We start from the raw sequence: 19569 nt of genomic DNA on the forward strand, positions 1-19569 counted from the left end.
CGCCCGCCGGCGCGGCGCCCGCCGGGCGGGCGGCCGGTTCAGTGCGAAGCGCCTGTGTCTGCAGCGCCGCGCACCGCCGTGCGCACCAGGCGGCCGATGCTGAGGCCCTGCACCAGGATCGAGAACACCACCACGCAATAGGTGAGGGTAAGGACCATGTCGCGCGCTGGTCCGCTGGGCAGCGACAGCGCCAAGGCGACCGAGATGCCGCCGCGCAAGCCGCCCCACACCAGCACCCGGTCGGCCCCAGGCGCCAAGTCGAGCCAGCGCGACGTGGCGCGCACCGGCAGGCCCACCGTGAGCCAGCGGGCCACCAGCGCCACCACCACGGCGGCAGCGCCCGCCGCTGCCAGCGGCAGCGAAAACGAAATCACCAGCACCTCCATGCCGATGAGCACGAACAGCACGGCATTGAGGATCTCGTCGATCAGCTCCCAGAACATGTCCACGTAGCGGCGCGTGGTGTCCGACATGGCGCGGGCCCGCCCGCCATTGCCCACCATCAGGCCCACCACCACCATGGCGAGCGGCCCCGACACATGCAAATGCGCCGCCAGGGCATAGCCGCCCACCACGGCGGCCAGGGTCAACAGCACTTCGATCTGGTACTGGTCGATGGTCTTGAGCAGCCATACCGTGCCCCAGCCCAGCACCAGCCCCAGCCCGATGCCGCCGCCAGCTTCATGAACGAGCAAGGCCGCGCCCTCGCCCGCCGTCGGCAGCCCACCGCTGGCCAGCACGCCCAGCAGCAACGAGAACAGCACCACGCCCACCCCGTCGTTGAACAACGATTCGCCCGCAATCACCAGCTCCAGCGACTTGGGCGCGCCCGCGGACTTGAGGATGCCCATCACCGCGATGGGGTCCGTGGGCGAAATCAACGCGCCAAACAGCAGGCAGTACAGCAGCGGCAGCGGCACGCCCAGCCACGGCAGCACCCACCACATGCCCAGGCCCACCACCACGGTGGACAAGGTGGTGCCCAGCAGCGCGAGCCCAGCCACCGTGTAGCGGTATTTGCGCAGCGCCGACAGATCGACATGCAAAGCCCCCGCGAACAGCAGAAACGACAACATGCCCTGCATCAGCACTTCGGAAAAATCCAGCGAGCGCAGAAACGCCTGCTCGCGCCCCAGCAACCCGTAGTCCCACCCCACCGCGCTCAACGCCACCAGCATCAGCGACAAGCCCATGGCAATGACCATGACCCCGATGGTGGTCGGCAGGCGCACGAACCGGAAGTTCACATACGACAGCAGCGCCGTGACAACAAGGCAGATGGCCGCGATATCGAGCATGGGTGGTTCAGTCTTGGAGAGAGAGTGTGTGTGGAAAACGGCAAGCCGGAACCCGAACGCCGTTGCCAAACGGCACCGCGTGGACGCGCGCCCTGCACCTCCGGCCCACGACGAGCCGCGGTGCCGAGCCTACAGCAGCACGATGTCGTACTGCTCCTGCCCCATGGCGCTTTCGGACTGCAGGGAAATGGGCTTCTTGATGAAGTCCGAGAGCCCGGCCAGGTGCTGGCTTTCCTCGTCCAGGAAGAGCTCGACCACCCGGGGCGAGGCCACCACGCGGAACTCGCGCGGGTTGAACTGGCGGGCTTCGCGCAGGATCTCGCGCAGGATGTCGTAGCACACGCTGCGCGCCGTCTTCACGCTGCCCTTGCCCTGGCAGGCCTCGCAGGGCTCGCACAGCATGTGGGCCAGCGATTCGCGGGTGCGCTTGCGCGTCATCTCCACCAGGCCCAGGTGCGAGAAGCCGCCCGCCATGGTCTTCACGCGGTCGCGCGCGAGCTGTTTGCGGAACTCCGCCAGCACGGCTTGCTGGTGGTCCTCGCGGGCCATGTCGATGAAGTCCACGATGATGATGCCGCCCAGGTTGCGCAGGCGCAGCTGGCGCGCAATGGCCTGCGCGGCCTCCAGGTTGGTCTTGAAGATGGTGTCGTCGAAGTTGCGCGCACCCACGTAGCCACCGGTGTTCACGTCCACGGTGGTGAGCGCCTCGGTCTGGTCCACGATCAGGTAGCCGCCGGACTTCAGGTCCACGCGCCGGCCCAGCGCCTTGGCCACCTCCTCGTCGATCGAGTACAGGTCGAAAATCGGCCGCTCGCCCTTGTAGTGCTGCAGCTTGCCCACAGCGGCGGGCATGAATTCCTGGCCGAAGGCGCGCAGGCGCTGGAACTGCTCCATGGAATCGATGCGGATGGTCTGCGTGTAGTCGCCCACCAAGTCGCGCAGCACGCGCTGCAGCAGGTCCAGGTCCTGGTGCAGCAGCGACATGGACGGCTGGCGCAGGGCCGCTTCCTTGATGCGCGCCCAGGTCTTGCGCAGGTAGGCAATGTCCTCGGCCAGTTCGGCATCGGTGGCGTCTTCGCCGTTGGTGCGCAGGATGAAGCCACCGCCCCCGCCGCTGGCCTTGTCGCCCACCAGCGCCTGCAGCCGCGCGCGCAGCGCATCGCGCTCGGCGGCCGGAATCTTTTGCGACACGCCCACATGGTCGTCCTGCGGCAGGAAGACCAGCAGGCGGCCGGCAATGCTGATCTGCGTGGACAGCCGCGCGCCCTTGGTGCCAATCGGGTCCTTGATGACCTGCACCATCAGCGCCTGGCCTTCGAACACCTGCTTCTCGATGGGCACCAGCGGCTCGCCCTTGCGCGCGAACGCGGGCGGTTCGCCGCCCTCCTGGCGCTGCCACACGTCGGCCACATGCAGGAAGGCCGCGCGCTCCAGCCCGATGTCGATGAACGCCGATTGCATGCCCGGCAGCACGCGCGACACCTTGCCCAGGTACACATTGCCCACCAGCCCGCGCTCCAGCGTGCGCTCCACGTGCAGCTCCTGCACGGCGCCATGCTCGACGATGGCCACGCGGGTTTCCTGGGGCGACCAGTTGATCAGGATGTCTTGTTGCATGGTGTCTTTGTCTCTCGAATCGGTCGCTTGGGTCGCGGCCTCTGAACGACCTGGGCGCCCGCCTGGCCGCCGGGGAACTGGCTTTGCCGAGCCCCAGGCGGCTCAAGGGGGGTCATATTTCGAAGCCGGCGGCACGCAACAGCTGCGCTGTCTCGTACATGGGAAGCCCCATGATGCCCGAATAACTGCCCGCCAGGTGCTCCACATACGCCGCCGCCCGGCCCTGGATGCCATAGGCCCCGGCCTTGCCCAGCGGCTCGCCGGTGGCCACGTAGGCATCGATCTGCGCGGCCGTCATGGGCGCGAATTGCACCCGCGACACCGACAGCGCCGACAACCGCTTGGCCCCCACCTGCAGCGCCACGGCCGTGAGCACGCGGTGCTCGTGCCCGGCCAGCTCGGCCAGCATGCGGGCGGCATGCGCGGCGTCGTCGGGCTTGCCATAGAGGGTGCGGCCCAGGGCCACGGTGGTGTCGGAGCACAGGATGGGCGCGTCCGCCAGGCCCCGGCGCGCGCGCCGCGCCACGGCGGCGTCCAGCTTCAGGCCCGTCACGCGCTCCACGTAGCTCGCACGCGCCTCGCCGGGCAGCACGGCTTCGAGTGCCTCGGCATCCTCTTCGGTGTCGCCGTCCACATTGGGCAGCAGCAGGACATGGGCGATGCCCAGCTGCTCCAGCAACTGGCGGCGGCGGGGACTTTGCGAGGCAAGGTAGACAAAATCGGGCATGGCGTGGAATTTTGAACCAAATCGACCTGCAGCGCTTGTCCAGCAAGCGCAAGCAGCTATCAAACAAATAGCATCCACCGCAGCGGGCGCGGCGGCTGCGCCTATTCGCGGTGGTACGGATGGCCCGCGTTGACGGACCAGGCGCGGTAGAGCTGCTCGATCAGCAGCACGCGCACCATGGCGTGCGGCAGGGTCAGGTCCGACAGGCGGATGCGTTCGTGCGCGGCCTGGCGGAAGGCGGGGTCCAGGCCGTCCGGCCCGCCGATGACCAGGGCCACGTCGTCACCGCCCAGCTGCCAGTCCTTCAGGCGCTGCGCCAGGGCCTTGGTGGTGAGGTTGGTGCCACGCTCGTCCAGCACCACCACCCGGGTGCCGCGCGGAATGGCGGCCTCGATGCGCTCGCGCTCGGCGGCATAGAGGGTTTCCAGCGTCTTGGAGCCGCGCGGCTCGGTCTTGACGGCCTTGAGCTCCACCTTCAGCTCGGGCGGAAAGCGCTTGGCATAGTCGTCGTACGCGGTCTGGGCCCAGTCGGGCACCCGCAGCCCGACTGCCACGATCAGGAGCTTCATGGAAGTGGCACGCTGTGGAGTTCAGTTCAGAAAAACGCCCGCCCGGCAACGCCGGGCGGGCTGAGGTGAGCAGGCGGGATCAGGCCTTCTTGGCGCGCACCGGAGCTTTTTTGGCGGCGGGCTTGGACACCGCCTTCGCTGCCGGTTTGGCGACCGGTTTGGCCGCAGCCTTCTTTGCAGCAGGCTTCTTGGCGGCGGGCTTGACAACCACCGTCTTGACCGGCGCCTTCTTGGCGGCAGGCTTCTGGGCGGCGGCAGTGCCGGCGGACGTCTTGCCCGCCGGAGCTTTCTTGGCCGGAGCCTTCTTGGCGGCGGCCTTGGGCTTAGCTTCGGCCGCCGGTGCCGCTGCCGCGGCCTTGGGCTTGCCGGGCTTGCGCGCGGGCACGGCAGCCTGCTCGGTGGCAGCCTTCTTGGCCGGGGCCTTCTTCTGGGCCGCACCTTCGGGCTTGGCGGCGCCCAGCTTCAGGCGCACAGGGGTGTCGCCCCACAGCTCTTCCAGGCGGTAGTACTGGCGGATGGCGGGCTGCATGATGTGCGCCACGGCCGGGCCGCAGTCCACGATGATCCATTCGCCGTTGTCCTCACCCTCGACGCGCGGCTTGCTGAAGCCGGCTTCCTTGACGGCCTCGCGCACGCTGGCGGCCAGGGCCTTGGTCTGGCGGTTGGAGGTGCCCGATGCCACGATCACCCTCTCAAACAGCGGCGAGAGATGCTCGGTGTTGAAAACCTGGATGTCTTGCGCCTTGACATCCTCCAGGCCATCGACGATGGCGCGCTGGAGCTTGGTGACATCTTTCTTGGCCGCGGTTTCCGATTTGGTGGAGGTGGTCATCAGGGGGTGGTCAAAGAGGGAATGGAATCAATATAGCGCGCAACCCGGCGCGCAACCAATAGGGCGGCGCCTGGGGTGTTGCGCGGGTGCCGTGTGCTGGACCAGCGGCGATTTCAGGTGTTTTAAGCCTCTGGCGCCCATGTAAAAAGCGCGGACAGCTATTGAAATTATAGCTTTTGCACTTTTGGGAGGCATCAGGCCGTGGGCTGAGGCCCCGTACCCAGCCAGTCGCGGCGCACCAGAAAGCGCTGCAGCAGCTCGGCCTCGGCCGAATCCGCGGGGTCGGTGCGCTGGTACGACCACGCCGCCAGGGGCGGCATGGACAGCAGGATGGACTCGGTGCGCCCGCCCGACTGCAAGCCGAAGTGTGTGCCCCGGTCCCACACCAGGTTGAACTCCACATAGCGGCCGCGCCGGTAGAGCTGGAAACTGCGCTCGCGCTCGCCGTAGGCCAGGGCCTGGCGCTTTTCCACCACGGGCAGGTAGGCCGGAAGGAACGCGTCGCCCACCGACTGCGTCATGGCCAGGCTCTGTTCGAAGCCCAGTTCCGAAAAGTCGTCAAAGAACACCCCACCCACGCCACGCTGCTCGTTGCGGTGCTTGAGGAAGAAGTACTCATCGCACCACTGCTTGAAGCGCGGGTACTTGTCGTCGCCGAAGGCGCTGAGCGCGTCGCGGCAGGTGCGGTGGAAGTGCACCGCGTCCTCTTCAAACCCGTAGTACGGCGTGAGGTCCATGCCGCCGCCAAACCAGCAGGTGGGCGCCTGCCCGGGGTGGCCGGCCGCGATCATGCGCACGTTCATGTGCACCGTGGGCACATACGGGTTGCGGGGGTGGAAAACCAGCGACACCCCCATGGCCTCGAACGGCGCGCCAGCCAGCTCCGGCCGGTGCTGCGTGGCCGAGGGCGGCAGCTGCGGGCCGCGCACGTGGCTGAAGCCGCAGCCCGCGCGCTCGAACACGCGGCCGTTTTCCAGGATCTTGGTGAGGCCGTCGCCCTGCAGCGGCTCGCCGGGCGCCTTGCTCCAGGCATCGGCCAGGAAACGGGCGCCGCCCTCGCCTTCCACGGCTTCCAGCGCGCCGGTGATGCGCGCCTGCAGGCCCTGCAGGTAGCCGCGCACGCGGGCCACCGTGTCTGCGGTGTTCAGGCTCTGCGCGCCGGCCATCAGTTCTTCAGGGCCCGGAAGCCGATGTCGTGGCGGTACTGCATGCCGTCAAAGTGAATGCCCCGCGCCACGTCGTAGGCGCGCTGCTGCGCCAGCTTCACGCTGTCGGCCAGCACCGTGACGCACAGCACGCGGCCGCCGGTCACGCTCACCACCCCGTCCTGCAGCTGCGTGCCGGCATGGAAGACCACGGCGTCGTCCGCATCCTGCGGCAGGCCGGTGATCTTGTCGCCCTTGCGCGGGTTCTCCGGGTAGCCGTGCGCGGCCATCACCACGCCCAGCGCGGGGCGGCGGTGCCATTGCAGTTCCATCTGGTCGAGCTTGCCGTCCACGGCGGCCGTGAGCACGTCCATCATGTCGCTCTTGAGCCGCATCAGGATGGGCTGCGTCTCGGGGTCGCCCATGCGGCAGTTGAATTCGAGCGTCTTGGGGTGGCCCTTGGCGTCGATCATCAGCCCCGCGTACAGGAAGCCGGTGTAGGGAATGCCGTCCTTTTCCATGCCGCGGATGGTGGGCAGGATGATCTCGCGCATGGCGCGGGCATGCACGTCGGCCGTGACCACCGGCGCGGGCGAATACGCGCCCATGCCGCCGGTGTTGGGGCCCTGGTCGCCGTCTTTGAGGCGCTTGTGGTCCTGGCTGGTGGCCAGGGCCAGCACGTTCTTGCCATCGCACAGCACGATGAAGGAGGCTTCCTCGCCTTCCAGGAAGGCCTCGATCACCACACGCGCGCCACCTTCGTTGTGCTGCACGCCGTATTTGTTGTCCACCAGCATGAAGTCCACGGCGTCATGGGCTTCCTGCAGCGTCATGGCCACCACCACGCCCTTGCCGGCGGCCAGGCCGTCGGCCTTGATGACAATGGGCGCGCCCAGGCGGTCCACGAAGGCGTGGGCCGCGGCCGGGTCGGTGAAGGTGTCGTAGTCGGCCGTGGGAATGCCGTGGCGGCGCATGAAGGCCTTGCTGAACGCCTTGGAGCTTTCCAGCTGCGCGGCGGCCTGCGTGGGGCCGAAGATCTTCAGGCCGTGGGCCCGGAACTCGTCCACCACGCCGGCCGCCAGGGGCGCTTCCGGTCCGACCACCGTCAGGCCGATCTTCTGCTCCTGTGCCCAGGCGCGCAGGGCCTGCACGTCGGTGATGGGCACGTTCTCCAGCTTCGGGTTCAGCGCCGTGCCGCCGTTGCCGGGGGCCACGTACACCTTGGTCGCCTTGGGAGACTGGCTCAGCTTCCACGCCATTGCGTGTTCACGGCCGCCGCCACCAATCACAAGTACTTTCATAGGAACCTTTGGTGAACCTCTGCCCGCAAAGTCTGCGGCCCAGAGGTTCTGGGGAAAAATTCAGCAGCCCATTGCTGCGCTGCGCGCCGGCCGCGGCCTCCGATACCGGGGGGCCCAGACCCGTGCGCCCATGGAACTGGCTTTGCCAAGCCACCGGGTGCGTCCCCCTCCCGCGCAGCGAGAGAGAGGGGAAGCGGCAAAGCCGCTCAGGGGAAGCTTCTCACAGCGCCGCGTTGTGATAGACCTCTTGCGTATCGTCCAGGTCTTCCAGCACATCCAGCAGCTTTTGCATGCGGGCGGCGTCGTCGCCTTCCAGCTCGATGGTGTTCTCGGGGCGCATGGTCACGCCAGCCACTTCGGGCGTGAGGCCCGCGGCCTCCAGGGCGTTCTTCACGGCCTCGAAGTCCGCAGGGCTGGTCAGCACTTCGACGGCGCCGTCGTCATCGGTGATGACGTCGTCAGCGCCGGCCTCCAGGGCCACTTCCATCACCTTGTCCTCGCTGGTGCCCGGCGCAAAGATGAGCTGCCCGCAGTGCTTGAACTGGAAAACCACCGAGCCCTCGGTCCCCATGTTGCCGCCGTATTTGCTGAACGCATGGCGCACTTCGGCCACGGTGCGCACGCGGTTGTCGGTCATGGTGTCGATCATGATGGCCGCACCGCCGATGCCGTAGCCCTCGTAGCGGATTTCCTCGTACGTCAGGCCCTCGGCGTTGCCGGTGGCCTTGTCGATGTTGTACTTGATGCGGTCGGCGGGCATGTTGGCCGCCTTGGCCTTGTCCACCGCCAGGCGCAGGCGGGGGTTGGCAGACAGGTCGCCGCCGCCAGCACGGGCGGCCACGGTGATTTCGCGAATGATGCGGGTCCAGATCTTGCCGCGTTTCTCATCCTGCCGCCCCTTGCGGTGCTGGATGTTCGCCCATTTACTGTGTCCTGCCACGGGAAGTCCTTTGGTCTTGATTTAATCTACTGCGCAGATTTTACTTTTTGCCGAACACAGGGAGCCGCTGCAGGTGTGGCGCGGGTCCGTGTGCGCTGCGAACCGGGAGGGAGCCGGCCTGTGCAAGCGCTGCAAGCGTCTGCCAGGGCGCTGTTATGCCGTGCAAATGTTGCGCAAAGAGCGCGAGATTGCCAACATTTGTTACGCAACGGCCCCTTTTCGACACCGCAGCAGCACACGGCGCGCCGGGCAGGCAGCTGGCTCCCGCCTTCCAAGGACACCCGACATGGCCGAACCCCTTCTGATCGCCCAACACAACACCACCGAATGCTATCTGCTGCCCGGCCTGGCCAACCGCCACGGGCTCATCACCGGCGCCACCGGCACGGGCAAGACCGTGACGCTGCAGACGCTGGCCGAAAAATTCTCGCGCATCGGCGTGCCGGTGTTCATGGCCGACGTGAAGGGCGACCTGACCGGCGCCAGCCAGCCGGGCAAGATCGGCGACAAGCTGGCGGCGGTGCTGCAGGAGCGGGGCCTGGCCCTGCCCCAGCCCGTGGCCTGCCCCACCACGCTGTGGGACGTGTTTGGCGAGCAGGGCCACCCGGTGCGGGCCACCATTTCCGACATGGGCCCGCTGCTGCTGGGCCGCATGCTGGGCCTGAACGAGACGCAGCTGGGCGTGCTCAACATCGTCTTCAAGATTGCCGACGACCGCGGCCTGCTGCTGCTGGACCTGAAGGACCTGCGCGCCATGCTCACCTACGTGGGTGACAACGCCAAGGAGTTCACCACCGAATACGGCAACGTCAGCGCGGCCAGCGTGGGTGCCATCCAGCGCGGGCTGCTGCAGATCGAACAGCAAGGCGGCGACAAGTTCTTTGGCGAGCCGATGCTCGACATCCAGGATTTCATGCAGACGGTGGACGGCAAGGGGGTGGTGAACATCCTGGCCGCCGACAAGCTCATGAACTCGCCCCGCCTGTATGCCACCTTCCTCCTGTGGATGCTGTCGGAGCTGTTCGAGCAGCTGCCTGAGATCGGCGACCCGGACCAGCCCAAGCTGGTGTTCTTCTTTGACGAGGCCCACCTGCTGTTCAACGAGGCGCCCAAGGTGCTGGTCGAGCGCATCGAGCTGGTGGTGCGGCTGGTGCGCTCCAAGGGCGTGGGGGTGTATTTCGTCACGCAGAACCCGCTCGATATCCCCGACAGCGTGCTGGCCCAGCTGGGCAACCGCGTGCAGCACGCGCTGCGCGCCTTCACCCCCCGCGACCAGAAGGCCGTGAAGGCCACTGCCACCACCATGCGGCAAAAGCCGGGCCTCGACATTGAAACGGCCATCACCGAGCTGGCCGTGGGCGAGGCGCTGGTGAGCTTCCTGGACGCCAAGGGCCGGCCCAGCGTCACGGAGCGCGTGTTCGTGCTGCCCCCGGGCAGCCAGCTCGGCCCCATCACCCCGCAGCAGCGCCAGGCGTTGATGGCCCAGTCCCTGGTGGCCGGCGTGTACGAGAAGGTGGTGGACCGCGAATCCGCCTACGAGAAGCTCCGGGGCCGGGCCGAGGCCGCGCCCGCCGCCCCCGACGCAACCACCGCCCCCGCCAGCGGCAGTGCCGACACCCCGACGGGCAGCGAAGGCGGCGGCCTGGGGGGCGGCTTTCTCAACGACCTCTTGTTCGGCACGACCGGCCCACGGGGCGGCCGCCGCGACGGCCTGGTGCAGACGATGGCCAAGTCGGCCGTGCGCACGGTGGGCACCAGCGTGGGCAAGGAGATTCTGCGCGGCGTGCTGGGGGGCATCTTCGGCGGCGGCAGCAAGCGGCGCTGAGCCGACCGGCCGCGCAGGCCGGCCCCCCGGCGGCTGGCGGTGGCGAGCGCGCAACAGCCCTGTCACCCATCTGTCACGTGCCTGCCCTGCAATCACAGGGCAGACCCTGCACAGCACAACAAAAAAAGACAAGGAGGGAACCGCGATGACAGGACTCCAGCGCGCCATGCTGCGCGTGGGCAGCCAAGCGATGCTGCTGGCGATTGCTGCATGGACCATCGCCCTCTGCGGCGCACTGGCTGGCGCCTGGCGCGTGCGGGGCGTGTGGGCGTTTTATTTCATCGCCACGGTCATCGGGGTGGCCCTCACGACCCAGTGGACCAGCGCAGTGCGCCAGCGCTTCATCCGCGAGGCGCCCCTGCCCCGCTTTCTGCAGCGCAAGCTGCGCGAAACGTACCCCCACCTGAGCCCGCGCGACTGCGACCTGGTGGAGCGCGGCCTGCGGCAGTTCTTCCTGGCCTGCCTGCGCAGCAACAAGGCTTTTGTCGCCATGCCCTCGCGGGCGGTGGACGCGCTGTGGCACGAATTCATCCTGCACACCCAGGCCTATCAAAGCTGGTGCGAGCAGGCGCTGGGCTTCTTCCTGCACCACACGCCGGCCGAAACCCTGGGCGCGCGCAGCCGCCACAACGACGGGCTGCGCCGCTGCTGGTACTGGACGTGCAAGGAGGAATCCATCGATCCGCGCGCCCCCAGCCGCCTGCCGCTGCTGTTTGCGCTGGACGGCAAGTTCGCCATCCCCGGCGGCTTCACCTACGTGCCGGACTGCACCGACATCGCCCGCAAGAGCGACGCGGGCGGCAGCGGCGGCGACACCTACTGCGGCACCAGCTTTTCCGACGCCAGCTACGGCGGTGACGCCGGCGACTTTGGCGGCGCCGAAAGTGCCGACGGGGGCAGCGACGGCGGCGGTGATGGAGGGGGAGATGGCGGCGGCTGCGGCGGCGGCGGAGGCGACTGAGCACCCGCCCAGGCCGCAACGTACTCTCATTTTTATAGCTTCCAGCGCTTGCCAGACAAGCGCTACAGGCCAAAAACACCCCAAGTCACCCAGGCGACGACGTGGCCCGGGCAGGCCCGTCTACAGTGGCGGCCATGAACTCTCTCACCTGCTTTTCCCTCAGCATCACCGACCACGTGGCCCATCTGGTGCTGAACAAGCCCGAGGCCATGAACACCATGCACCCCACGTTCTGGCGCGAGCTGGACCAGGTGCTGGCCCACCTGAACACCACGGGCGCTGCCCGCGCGCTGGTGGTGAGCAGCACGGGCAAGCATTTCAGCGCGGGCATGGCGCTGGAGACCTTTGGCGGTGCCATCACGCTGGACGACCGCAGCCCCGAAGGCCGCGCCGCCATCTTCGACCTGCTGACCGACATGCAGGCCACCTTCACCCGCGTTGAAAGCCTGCGCATTCCCGTCATCATGGCCATCCACGGCGGCTGCATTGGCGGCGCGGTGGACCTGGTGACCACCGCCTGCGTGCGCTACGCCACGGCGGATGCCTTCTTCTGCATCCAGGAGATCAACATCGGCATGGTGGCCGACGTGGGCACGCTGCAGCGCCTGCCCAAGCTCATCCCTCTGGGCGTGGTCAAGGAGCTGGCCTACACCGGCCGGCGCCTGGGCGCGGACAAGGCCCGGGAGCACGGCCTGGTCAACGCGGTGTTCGACACGCAGGAAGCCTGCGTCGCCGCCGCGCTGCAGTGCGCCAAAGAGATCGCATCCAAGCCGCCCGTGGCCATCTGGGGCACCAAGCAGGCCGTGAACTACGCCCGCGACCACAGCGTGGAAGACAGCCTGCGCCAGATGGGCTGGCTGCAAGGCGCCATCTGGAGCAACCGGCACGTGATGGAATCCGTCACGGCCATGAAGCAAAAGCGCGCAGGCGACTTCCCCGACCTGCCCGCGCTGCAGCGGTTCAGCGACCTGGGCTGACACGCGAGGGACCCCGGGCCGTTCAGGCGGGGCGCCTGCCGAGGCCACACGCCCCGCCCCCCCGCCGCCCGTTCGGGCTGAGCCTGTCGAAGCCGGGGCGCAGAGGAAGCCCCGAGCCCTTGGAGACCCCCTCACCATCAAAATTCATAGCTGCCCGCGCTTTCTCCGTAAGCGCTGGCGGCCCTTTTTGCTCAAAAAGGCATGCTGGCGGGCTATCATGTGGCGCACCGGGGCACACCGCCGCTCCGCTTCAGCCATTCCAGAGGACGCCGCCATGACCCTGCCCAGCCTCACCCCGCCCACCTTCGACGATGTGGCCGCCGCCGCCCATCGCCTGCACGGCATGGCGCACCGCACGCCCGTGCTGCGATCCACCAGTGCCGACGAAATGCTGGGCGCGCAGCTGTTCTTCAAGTGCGAGAACCTGCAGCGCACCGGCGCCTTCAAATTCCGCGGCGCCTTCAATGCGCTGGCCCAGTTCACCGACGAGCAGCGCGAACGCGGCGTGCTGGCGTTTTCGGCCGGCAACCATGCGCAGGCCATTGCCCTGTCGGCGCGGCTGCTGGACATGCCCGCCCTGATCGTCATGCCCGAGGACGCTCCCGCCTCCAAGATGGCCGCCACGCGCGAGTACGGCGCCCAGGTGGTCACTTACAACCGCTACACCGAAGACCGCGAGGCCATCAGCCGCCGCCTGGCACTGGAGCGCGGCATGACGCTGGTGCCGCCGTTTGACCACCCGCACGTCATCGCGGGCCAGGGCACCTCGGCCCTGGAGTTCTTTGAAGACGTTCCCGACCTCGACTACCTCTTCGTCTGCGTGGGCGGCGGCGGCCTGCTGGCCGGCAGCCTGCTGGCCGCCGAGGCGCGCGCGCCCCAATGCCGCGTGGTGGGCGTGGAGCCCGCCGCGGGTAACGACGGGCAGCAGTCGGTGCGCGCCGGCCATGTGGTGCGCATTCCCACGCCGCACACCATTGCCGACGGCGCGCAAACGCAGGCGCTGGGCGACCTCACGTTTCCCATCATCCAGCGCCTGGCCGACGACATGGTCACCGCCACCGATGAAGCGCTGGTCGAGGCGCTGCGCTTCTTTGCCGAGCGCATGAAGATCGTGGTCGAGCCCACCGGCGCATTGGCGTTTGCCGGCGCCCGGCACGGCACCGTGGACGTGCGCGGCGCCCGCGTGGGCATCATGATCAGCGGCGGCAACGTAGACCTGTCGCGCTACGCGCGCTTTCTGGCAGACTAGCCCCCATTCAAAGTTTTACCGTCTGGTGCAGCCCGAGCCTTCCCCTCGCGCGCTGTGCCTGCATTTCCAGGCCCCCCCATGAGCAACGTCACCGTCATCACCCACCCCCTCGTCCAGCACAAGCTCACGCTGATGCGCAAAAAGGACGCCAGCACCAACAGCTTTCGCCGCCTGTTGGGCGAGCTGTCCACGCTGATGGCCTATGAAGTCACGCGCGACATGCCGCTGCAGGACGTGCAGATCGAAACCCCGCTGGAGACCATGACCGGCAAGATGATCGATGGCAAGAAGCTGGTGCTGGTCTCCATCCTGCGGGCGGGCAACGGCTTCCTGGACGGCATGCTCAACGTGGTGCCCGGCGCCCGCGTGGGCCACATCGGCCTGTACCGCGACCCGGCCACGCTGCAGCCGGTGGAGTATTACTTCAAGATGCCTTCCGAGATGGACGAGCGCGACATCATCGTGGTGGACCCCATGCTCGCCACCGGCAACTCGGCCGCCGCCTGCGTGGACCGGCTGAAAAAGCTCAACCCCCGCTCCATCAAGTTCGTCTGCCTGCTGGCCGCGCCCGAGGGCATCGCCACGCTGCAAAAGGCGCACCCCGACGTGCCCATCTTCACCGCCGCTATCGACCGCGAGCTGAACGACCACGGCTACATCCTGCCGGGCCTGGGCGACGCGGGCGATCGGATCTTTGGCACCAAATAGGCGCATGCGCTCCAGCGCCCCTGACAGCCACCCCGGCGGCCTGCCGCCTGAGGTGGCTTTTTCTTGCCCGGACCTTGTGGGCGCCACTTTTTTACCACTTGGTGGCTTTCCTCTGGCAGACTGGCCTGCCAGGGCACCACCCCGTTCTGCCCGCACCCTGGCGCACTCCTTGCTTGAACGTGCAAATCATTTTTCCGTTTTTGTTTGCTTGACCGAAGGACCCCCACCATGACCACCCGCCGCATCTTCACCGGACGCTTGCTCTGCACCTCCATGGCCCTTTCTGCCGCACTGGGGCTGGCCCCCTCGCTGGCGTCGGCGCAGTCCAAGCTCAAGGTGGCGGCGGTGTACACGGTGCCGTTCGAGCAGCAGTGGGTCAGCCGCATCCACAAGGCCCTCAAGGCCGCCGAAGCGCGCGGCGAGATCGAATACAAGGCCAGCGAAAACGTGAGCAATGCCGACTACGAACGCGTGATGCGCGAGTACGCCACCGGCGGCAACCAGCTGATCCTGGGCGAGGCCTTTGCCGTGGAAGCCGCGGCCCGCAAGGTGGCCAAGGATTTCCCCAAGACTTCCTTCCTGCTCGGCTCGTCGGGCAAGCCGCAGGCGCCCAACTTCAGCGTGTTTGACAACTACATCCAGGAGCCCGCCTACCTGAGCGGCATGGTCGCGGGCGGCATGACCAAGACGAACAAGATCGGCATGGTGGGCGGCTTCCCCATCCCCGAGGTCAACCGCCTGATGCACGCCTTCATGGCGGGCGCCAAGGAGACGAACCCCAAGGTGGAGTTCACCATCACCTTCATCAACAGCTGGTTCGACCCGCCCAAGGCCAAGGAAGCCACCTTCGCCATGATCGACAAGGGCGCCGACGTGCTCTACGCCGAGCGCTTTGGCGTGAGCGACGCCGCCAAGGAGAAAGGCAAGCTCGCCATCGGCAACGTGATCAACACGCAGGAGCAGTACCCCGACACCGTGGTGGCATCGGCCCTGTGGCACATGGAGCCCAGCATCGACCGCGCGCTCAAGCTGGTCAAGGAGGGCAAGTTCACCGCCGAGGACTACGGCCCGTATTCGATGATGAAGCACAAGGGCTCCGAACTGGCGCCGCTGGGCACGTTCGAGAAGAAGGTGCCGGCCGACATCGTGGCCAAGGTCAAGGCCAAGGAAGCCGACATCCTGGCCGGCAAGTTCACCGTCAAGGTGGACGACAGCCAGCCCAAGTCCACGGCCAAGTAAGCACAGCGTGCGGCGGGCGCCCTGCCCGCTTGCCATTTCTATTGCGTGAACAGGCCACCCCCTCAACGCAGTGGCCTGTTTGCTGGACGCCCACCGGAATGAACCGCTGACACGGCCCCCATGACCTCACTCACCGCTGCAAAAGCCTCGCTGGCGACCCGCTGTTCACGTCTTATGGGCGCTCTGGCCCTGGCTGCCGTGGTCGCAGGCTGCGCCGCCACCGCGCCTGGCAAGACGGCCGTGCGGCTGGACGACACACCCCGCATCGCCGTCATCTCCGCCTTCGCGCCCGAGCTGACCGTGCTGCTGCCCCAGGTTCAGCAGCCCGCCAGGCACAACATCAACGGCGTGGAGTTCACCACCGGCACGCTGGAGGGCAAGCCCGTGGTGGTCTTCCTCTCGGGCATCAGCATGACCAACGCGGCCATGAACACGCAGCTGGTGCTGGACCGCTTCAATGTCAGCCACGTGGTCTTCAGCGGCATCGCGGGCGGCGTGAACCCCGGCCTGCACATTGGGGACGTGACGGTGCCCGCCCAGTGGGGCCAGTACCTGGAATGGCTGATGGCGCGCGAGGACCAGCCCGGCCAGTACAGCGCCCCCGCGTGGATGAAAAGCGAGCTGACCCTGCCCGCCTTCGGCATGATGCACCCGCGCCCGGTGGAGGTGCGCTCGGCCGCCCAGCCGCAGCTCACCAAGAAATTCTGGTTCGAGGCCGACCCCAAGATGCTGGCCACCGCCCGCAGCCTGCAGAACGTGGGCCTGGAGCACTGCTTGGCCGCCACCTGCCTGAAGCAGCGCCCGCAGCTGGTGGTGGGCGGCAACGGCGTGTCGGGCCAGGCCTTTGTGGACAACAAGGCCTTCCGCGAATACGCGTTCAAGACCTTCGAGGCCAACGTGCTCGACATGGAAACCGCCGCCACCGCCATGGTGGCGCACAGCAACGGCGTGCCGTACATCGCGTTCCGCTCGCTGAGCGACCTGGCGGGCGGCGGCGAGGGAGAGAACGAAATGGGCACCTTCATGGGGCTGGCTGCGGCCAATTCGGCCAAGGTGCTGCGGGCGTTCCTGGCCGCGTGGAAATGAGCGTGATGACGCCGCAACGGACTTGGACGTGCGCAACGACCCCCTCCCCCCTCGCGGGGGAGGGGTTGGGGAGAGGGGGTGCGTGGAAACCAGCGCAGTGCCTGACCTTAGTGCAGAGCCCCCTCTCCCCCACCCTCTCCCGCGAGGGGAGAGGGAGTGCTGGGCCACTGCAGACAGCGAGGAGTGCGCTACGCCCCCATAGCCCCTCCCCCCTCGCGGGGGAGAGGTTGGGGAGAGGGGGTGCGTGGAAACCAGCGCAGTGCCTGACCTTAGTGCAGAGCCCCCTCTCCTCCGCCCTCTCCCGCGAGGGGAGAGGGAGTGACAGCCGATGGTCGGCAGTGCGCGGCTGATGGACCGCTGATATGTCCAACGTACTGCGCCTGTCGGGCATCACCAAACGCTTCGGCAAGCTCGTCGCCAACGACCACATCAGCCTGACCCTGGCCCGTGGCGAGGTGCTGGCCCTGCTGGGTGAGAACGGCGCGGGCAAGTCCACGCTGATGTCCATCCTGTTCGGGCACTACGTGGCCGACGAAGGCAGCATCGAGGTCTTCGGCCAGCCCCTGCCGCCCGGCCAGCCGCGTGCGGCGCTGGCGGCGGGCATTGGCATGGTGCACCAGCACTTCACGCTGGCCGACAACCTGACGGTGCTGGACAACGTGCTGCTGGGCAGCGAGCCGCTGTGGCAGCCCTTCTCGCGCCGCGGCGAGGCACGCGCCAGGCTGCTGGCCGTGTCGCAGCAGTTCGGCCTGCCCGTCAGCCCCGATGCGAAGGTCGGCAGCCTGTCGGTGGGCGAGCGCCAGCGCGTGGAAATCCTGAAAGCGCTCTACCGGGGCGCCCGCATCCTCATCCTGGACGAACCCACCGCCGTGCTCACCCCGCAGGAGAGCGAGGCGCTGTTCGGCACCCTGGCGCAGATGGTGGCGCAGGGCCTGTCCATCATCTTCATCAGCCACAAGCTGGGCGAGGTGCTGCGCGTATCGCACCGCGTGGCCGTGCTGCGCCAGGGCAAGCTGGTGGCCGAGGCGCCCGCGCAGGGCGCCACGCAAGGGCAGCTCGCGCAGTGGATGGTGGGCCACGCCATCGAAGCCGCCGAGCGCCGCCCCGCGCAGAACGTGGGCGAGCCCGTCTGCACGCTCAGCCACGTGAGCACCGCGCCCACGGGGCGCGATCGGCTGCACGACGTCTCCCTCACCCTGCGCGCCGGCGAGATCGTGGCGATCGCGGGCGTCAGCGGCAACGGCCAGGTGGCGCTGGCCGACCTGCTGTGCGGCACACGCCCAGCCACCGCGGGTGAGGTCACGTTGCGGGGCGCCCCCCTGCAGCCCCGCCCTGCCTGGCTGGTGGGCCAGGGCGTGGCCCGCATCCCCGAAGACCGCCACGCCGTGGGCGTGGTGGGCGACCTGCCTGTGTGGGAGAACGCGGTGTCCGAGCGCCTGCGCGGCCCCTGGTTTGCGCACCCGTGGTTCCGCGCCTTCTGGGTCAAGCGCCGCGCCGCCCGCCAGCATGCGCAGCGCGTGGCCGAGACCTTTGACGTGCGCGGCGGCGGGGCCGATGCGCCGGCGCGATCGCTGTCGGGCGGCAACATGCAAAAGCTCATCCTGGGGCGGGCGCTGATGCCGCCGCAGGATGCCGATGGCGCGCACGCTGCACCTCCGCAGCTCATCATCGCGCACCAACCCACCTGGGGCCTGGACATTGGCGCGGTGATGTTTGTGCAGCAGCAGCTCATCAATGCACGCGATGCTGGAGCCGCCGTGCTGCTGATCTCCGACGACCTGGACGAAGTGCTGGCGCTGGGCGACCGCGTGGCAGTGATGCACGACGGGCAACTGAGCGAGGCGCGACGCGCTGAAGACTGGACGCGCGAAGCCATCGGCCTGGCGATGGCGGGCGCTGTTCATGAGTGAGCCATGGACCGCCGTCTCCCCCAACTGTTCGGGCTGAGCGTGTCGAAGCCTTGCGCGGCGCTTCGACAAGCTCAGCGTGAACGGATTTAGAGAAGCCACACAACAACAACGATCCTTCATGAGACTCGAAAAACGCAACCACACCTCCCCCGCCGCCTACGTGCTGGCGCCGGTGGGGGCTGTGGCCTTCACGTTGCTCATCAGCGCCCTGCTGGTGCTGTGGGCTGGCGCGCCCGTGGGGCAGACCTATGCACTGCTGCTGCAAGGCGCCTTTGGCTCGGTGTTTGCGCTGACCGAAACCCTCACCCGCGCCACGCCGCTGATCCTGACCGGGCTGGCGGCCGCCGTGGCCTTCCGCGCGCGGCTGTTCAACATCGGGGCCGAGGGGCAGCTCTACGCCGGGGCGCTGGCCGCCGTGGCCGTGGGCGGCATGCATGGGGGCACGGGGCTGGAATGGTCGCCGTATGTGCTCTTTCCGCTGATGATGCTGGCGGCCGCACTGGCGGGCGCCGCGCTGCTGCTGGGCCCGGCGCTGATGAAGGCGCGGCTGGGGGTGGACGAGGTGGTCACCACGCTGCTGCTCAACTTCATCATGCTGCTGCTCGTTTCGGCCCTGCTCGACGGGCCGATGAAAGACCCGCTCTCCATGGGCTGGCCGCAGAGTGTGGCGCTGCAGGGCGACCTGGAACTCTCCAAGCTGGTGCCGCAGACGCGGCTGCACACGGGCCTGCTGTGGGCCGTGTCGCTGGCGGTGATGCTGTGGGCGCTGCTGGCGCGCACGGTGCCGGGCTTTGACATCCGCGCCGCCGGCGCCAATGCGCGGGCGGCGGCCTTTGCGGGCGTGCCCATCACCCGCACGGTGGTGCTGGTGGCCCTGCTCTCCGGCGGGCTGGCCGGGCTGGCCGGCGCCATTGAGGTGGCGGGCCGCACCAGCTATGTGACGCTCGACATGTCGCCCGGCTACGGCTACAGCGGCATCGTGATCGCCATGCTGGCCGGGCTGCACCCGCTGGGCGTGATCGCGGCGGGCACCTTTGTGGCGGGCGTGCTGGTGGGGGCCGACAGCATGAGCCGTGCGGTGGGCGTGCCCACCTACATCGCGGATGTGATCGTGGCGACATCGCTGATTGCGGTGCTGGTGGCCGGGCTGCTCACCCAATACCGCGTGCGCTGGAAGTGAGGCAG

17 protein-coding genes are annotated in these 19569 nt (G+C 68.1%); 9 read left to right on the forward strand and 8 right to left on the reverse strand.

Annotation, left to right across the window (positions count from 1 at the left end; all coding sequences use genetic code 11):
- Positions 1 to 38: 38 nt before the first annotated feature.
- The 8 genes from LWW96_RS08310 to LWW96_RS08345 form a co-directional block, all read right to left on the reverse strand.
- Positions 39 to 1298 carry a sodium:proton antiporter gene (locus tag LWW96_RS08310; RefSeq protein WP_291485859.1) on the reverse strand — a complete coding sequence of 420 codons (1260 nt, stop codon included), beginning with the start codon at positions 1296 to 1298 and terminating at the stop codon, positions 39 to 41.
- Between the two features lie 129 nt (positions 1299 to 1427).
- Positions 1428 to 2915, reverse strand: coding sequence for a ribonuclease G (gene rng / locus LWW96_RS08315; protein ID WP_291485861.1), 1488 nt, complete (start codon positions 2913 to 2915; stop codon positions 1428 to 1430).
- A 112-nt stretch (positions 2916 to 3027) separates the two neighbouring features.
- Positions 3028 to 3642 carry a Maf family protein gene (locus LWW96_RS08320; RefSeq protein ID WP_291485863.1) on the reverse strand — a complete coding sequence of 205 codons (615 nt, stop codon included), beginning with the start codon at positions 3640 to 3642 and terminating at the stop codon, positions 3028 to 3030.
- A 101-nt stretch (positions 3643 to 3743) separates the two neighbouring features.
- A complete protein-coding gene (rlmH, locus tag LWW96_RS08325) occupies positions 3744 to 4211 on the reverse strand; it encodes a 23S rRNA (pseudouridine(1915)-N(3))-methyltransferase RlmH (protein WP_291485865.1) in 468 nt (155 codons plus the stop codon).
- A 79-nt stretch (positions 4212 to 4290) separates the two neighbouring features.
- Positions 4291 to 5043 (reverse strand): ribosome silencing factor, encoded by a 753-nt coding sequence (gene rsfS / locus LWW96_RS08330; RefSeq protein WP_291485867.1) that lies wholly within the window; start codon positions 5041 to 5043, stop codon positions 4291 to 4293.
- 194 nt (positions 5044 to 5237) lie between these two features.
- Positions 5238 to 6209, reverse strand: coding sequence for an oxygen-dependent coproporphyrinogen oxidase (gene hemF, locus LWW96_RS08335; RefSeq protein WP_291485869.1), 972 nt, complete (start codon positions 6207 to 6209; stop codon positions 5238 to 5240).
- On the reverse strand, positions 6209 to 7489 hold the full coding sequence (gene purD, locus LWW96_RS08340; RefSeq protein WP_291485871.1) for a phosphoribosylamine--glycine ligase: 1281 nt from the start codon (positions 7487 to 7489) through the stop codon (positions 6209 to 6211). Before purD ends, hemF begins: the two co-directional genes overlap by 1 nt.
- Before the next feature lie 220 nt (positions 7490 to 7709).
- Positions 7710 to 8429: a YebC/PmpR family DNA-binding transcriptional regulator gene (locus LWW96_RS08345; RefSeq protein ID WP_291485873.1), complete on the reverse strand. Its 720-nt coding sequence runs from the start codon at positions 8427 to 8429 to the stop codon at positions 7710 to 7712.
- A 286-nt stretch (positions 8430 to 8715) separates the two neighbouring features.
- On the opposite strand from LWW96_RS08345, the gene LWW96_RS08350 reads away from it, so the two are divergent.
- The 9 genes from LWW96_RS08350 (at position 8716) to LWW96_RS08390 (ending at position 19564) form a co-directional block, all read left to right on the forward strand.
- A complete protein-coding gene (locus LWW96_RS08350) occupies positions 8716 to 10254 on the forward strand; it encodes a helicase HerA-like domain-containing protein (RefSeq protein ID WP_291485875.1) in 1539 nt (512 codons plus the stop codon).
- Positions 10255 to 10399: 145 nt separating this feature from the next.
- The gene (locus tag LWW96_RS08355) at positions 10400 to 11215 is read left to right on the forward strand and encodes a hypothetical protein (RefSeq protein WP_291485877.1); all 816 of its coding nucleotides are present in this window, start codon (positions 10400 to 10402) and stop codon (positions 11213 to 11215) included.
- Between the two features lie 134 nt (positions 11216 to 11349).
- Positions 11350 to 12192 carry an enoyl-CoA hydratase-related protein gene (locus LWW96_RS08360; protein ID WP_291485879.1) on the forward strand — a complete coding sequence of 281 codons (843 nt, stop codon included), beginning with the start codon at positions 11350 to 11352 and terminating at the stop codon, positions 12190 to 12192.
- 274 nt (positions 12193 to 12466) lie between these two features.
- A complete protein-coding gene (locus LWW96_RS08365) occupies positions 12467 to 13441 on the forward strand; it encodes a threo-3-hydroxy-L-aspartate ammonia-lyase (RefSeq protein WP_291485881.1) in 975 nt (324 codons plus the stop codon).
- Between the two features lie 78 nt (positions 13442 to 13519).
- Positions 13520 to 14149, forward strand: a complete 630-nt coding sequence (gene upp / locus LWW96_RS08370) for a uracil phosphoribosyltransferase (protein ID WP_274113290.1) — start codon at positions 13520 to 13522, stop codon at positions 14147 to 14149.
- A gap of 228 nt (positions 14150 to 14377) precedes the next feature.
- A complete protein-coding gene (locus LWW96_RS08375) occupies positions 14378 to 15388 on the forward strand; it encodes a BMP family protein (RefSeq protein WP_291485885.1) in 1011 nt (336 codons plus the stop codon).
- A gap of 174 nt (positions 15389 to 15562) precedes the next feature.
- Positions 15563 to 16474 (forward strand): 5'-methylthioadenosine/S-adenosylhomocysteine nucleosidase, encoded by a 912-nt coding sequence (locus tag LWW96_RS08380; protein WP_291486006.1) that lies wholly within the window; start codon positions 15563 to 15565, stop codon positions 16472 to 16474.
- Positions 16475 to 16836: 362 nt separating this feature from the next.
- On the forward strand, positions 16837 to 18384 hold the full coding sequence (locus LWW96_RS08385; RefSeq protein WP_291485887.1) for an ABC transporter ATP-binding protein: 1548 nt from the start codon (positions 16837 to 16839) through the stop codon (positions 18382 to 18384).
- A gap of 118 nt (positions 18385 to 18502) precedes the next feature.
- Positions 18503 to 19564, forward strand: a complete 1062-nt coding sequence (locus LWW96_RS08390) for an ABC transporter permease (protein ID WP_291485888.1) — start codon at positions 18503 to 18505, stop codon at positions 19562 to 19564.
- Positions 19565 to 19569: the final 5 nt, after the last annotated feature.

The organism is Acidovorax sp. (genome assembly GCF_021287135.1).
Lineage (GTDB): Bacteria > Pseudomonadota > Gammaproteobacteria > Burkholderiales > Burkholderiaceae_C > Acidovorax.

What these genes read in the sequence shown, in the direction of transcription:
- LWW96_RS08310 (WP_291485859.1), bottom strand. Translation starts at nt 1,298, where the DNA reads ATGCTCGATATCGCGGCCATCTGCCTTGTTGTCACGGCGCTGCTGTCG.
- rng (WP_291485861.1), bottom strand. Translation starts at nt 2,915, where the DNA reads ATGCAACAAGACATCCTGATCAACTGGTCGCCCCAGGAAACCCGCGTG.
- LWW96_RS08320 (WP_291485863.1), bottom strand. Translation starts at nt 3,642, where the DNA reads ATGCCCGATTTTGTCTACCTTGCCTCGCAAAGTCCCCGCCGCCGCCAG.
- rlmH (WP_291485865.1), bottom strand. Translation starts at nt 4,211, where the DNA reads ATGAAGCTCCTGATCGTGGCAGTCGGGCTGCGGGTGCCCGACTGGGCC.
- rsfS (WP_291485867.1), bottom strand. Translation starts at nt 5,043, where the DNA reads ATGACCACCTCCACCAAATCGGAAACCGCGGCCAAGAAAGATGTCACC.
- hemF (WP_291485869.1), bottom strand. Translation starts at nt 6,209, where the DNA reads ATGGCCGGCGCGCAGAGCCTGAACACCGCAGACACGGTGGCCCGCGTG.
- purD (WP_291485871.1), bottom strand. Translation starts at nt 7,489, where the DNA reads ATGAAAGTACTTGTGATTGGTGGCGGCGGCCGTGAACACGCAATGGCG.
- LWW96_RS08350 (WP_291485875.1), top strand. Translation starts at nt 8,716, where the DNA reads ATGGCCGAACCCCTTCTGATCGCCCAACACAACACCACCGAATGCTAT.
- LWW96_RS08355 (WP_291485877.1), top strand. Translation starts at nt 10,400, where the DNA reads ATGACAGGACTCCAGCGCGCCATGCTGCGCGTGGGCAGCCAAGCGATG.
- LWW96_RS08360 (WP_291485879.1), top strand. Translation starts at nt 11,350, where the DNA reads ATGAACTCTCTCACCTGCTTTTCCCTCAGCATCACCGACCACGTGGCC.
- LWW96_RS08365 (WP_291485881.1), top strand. Translation starts at nt 12,467, where the DNA reads ATGACCCTGCCCAGCCTCACCCCGCCCACCTTCGACGATGTGGCCGCC.
- upp (WP_274113290.1), top strand. Translation starts at nt 13,520, where the DNA reads ATGAGCAACGTCACCGTCATCACCCACCCCCTCGTCCAGCACAAGCTC.
- LWW96_RS08375 (WP_291485885.1), top strand. Translation starts at nt 14,378, where the DNA reads ATGACCACCCGCCGCATCTTCACCGGACGCTTGCTCTGCACCTCCATG.
- LWW96_RS08380 (WP_291486006.1), top strand. Translation starts at nt 15,563, where the DNA reads ATGGGCGCTCTGGCCCTGGCTGCCGTGGTCGCAGGCTGCGCCGCCACC.
- LWW96_RS08385 (WP_291485887.1), top strand. Translation starts at nt 16,837, where the DNA reads ATGTCCAACGTACTGCGCCTGTCGGGCATCACCAAACGCTTCGGCAAG.
- LWW96_RS08390 (WP_291485888.1), top strand. Translation starts at nt 18,503, where the DNA reads ATGAGACTCGAAAAACGCAACCACACCTCCCCCGCCGCCTACGTGCTG.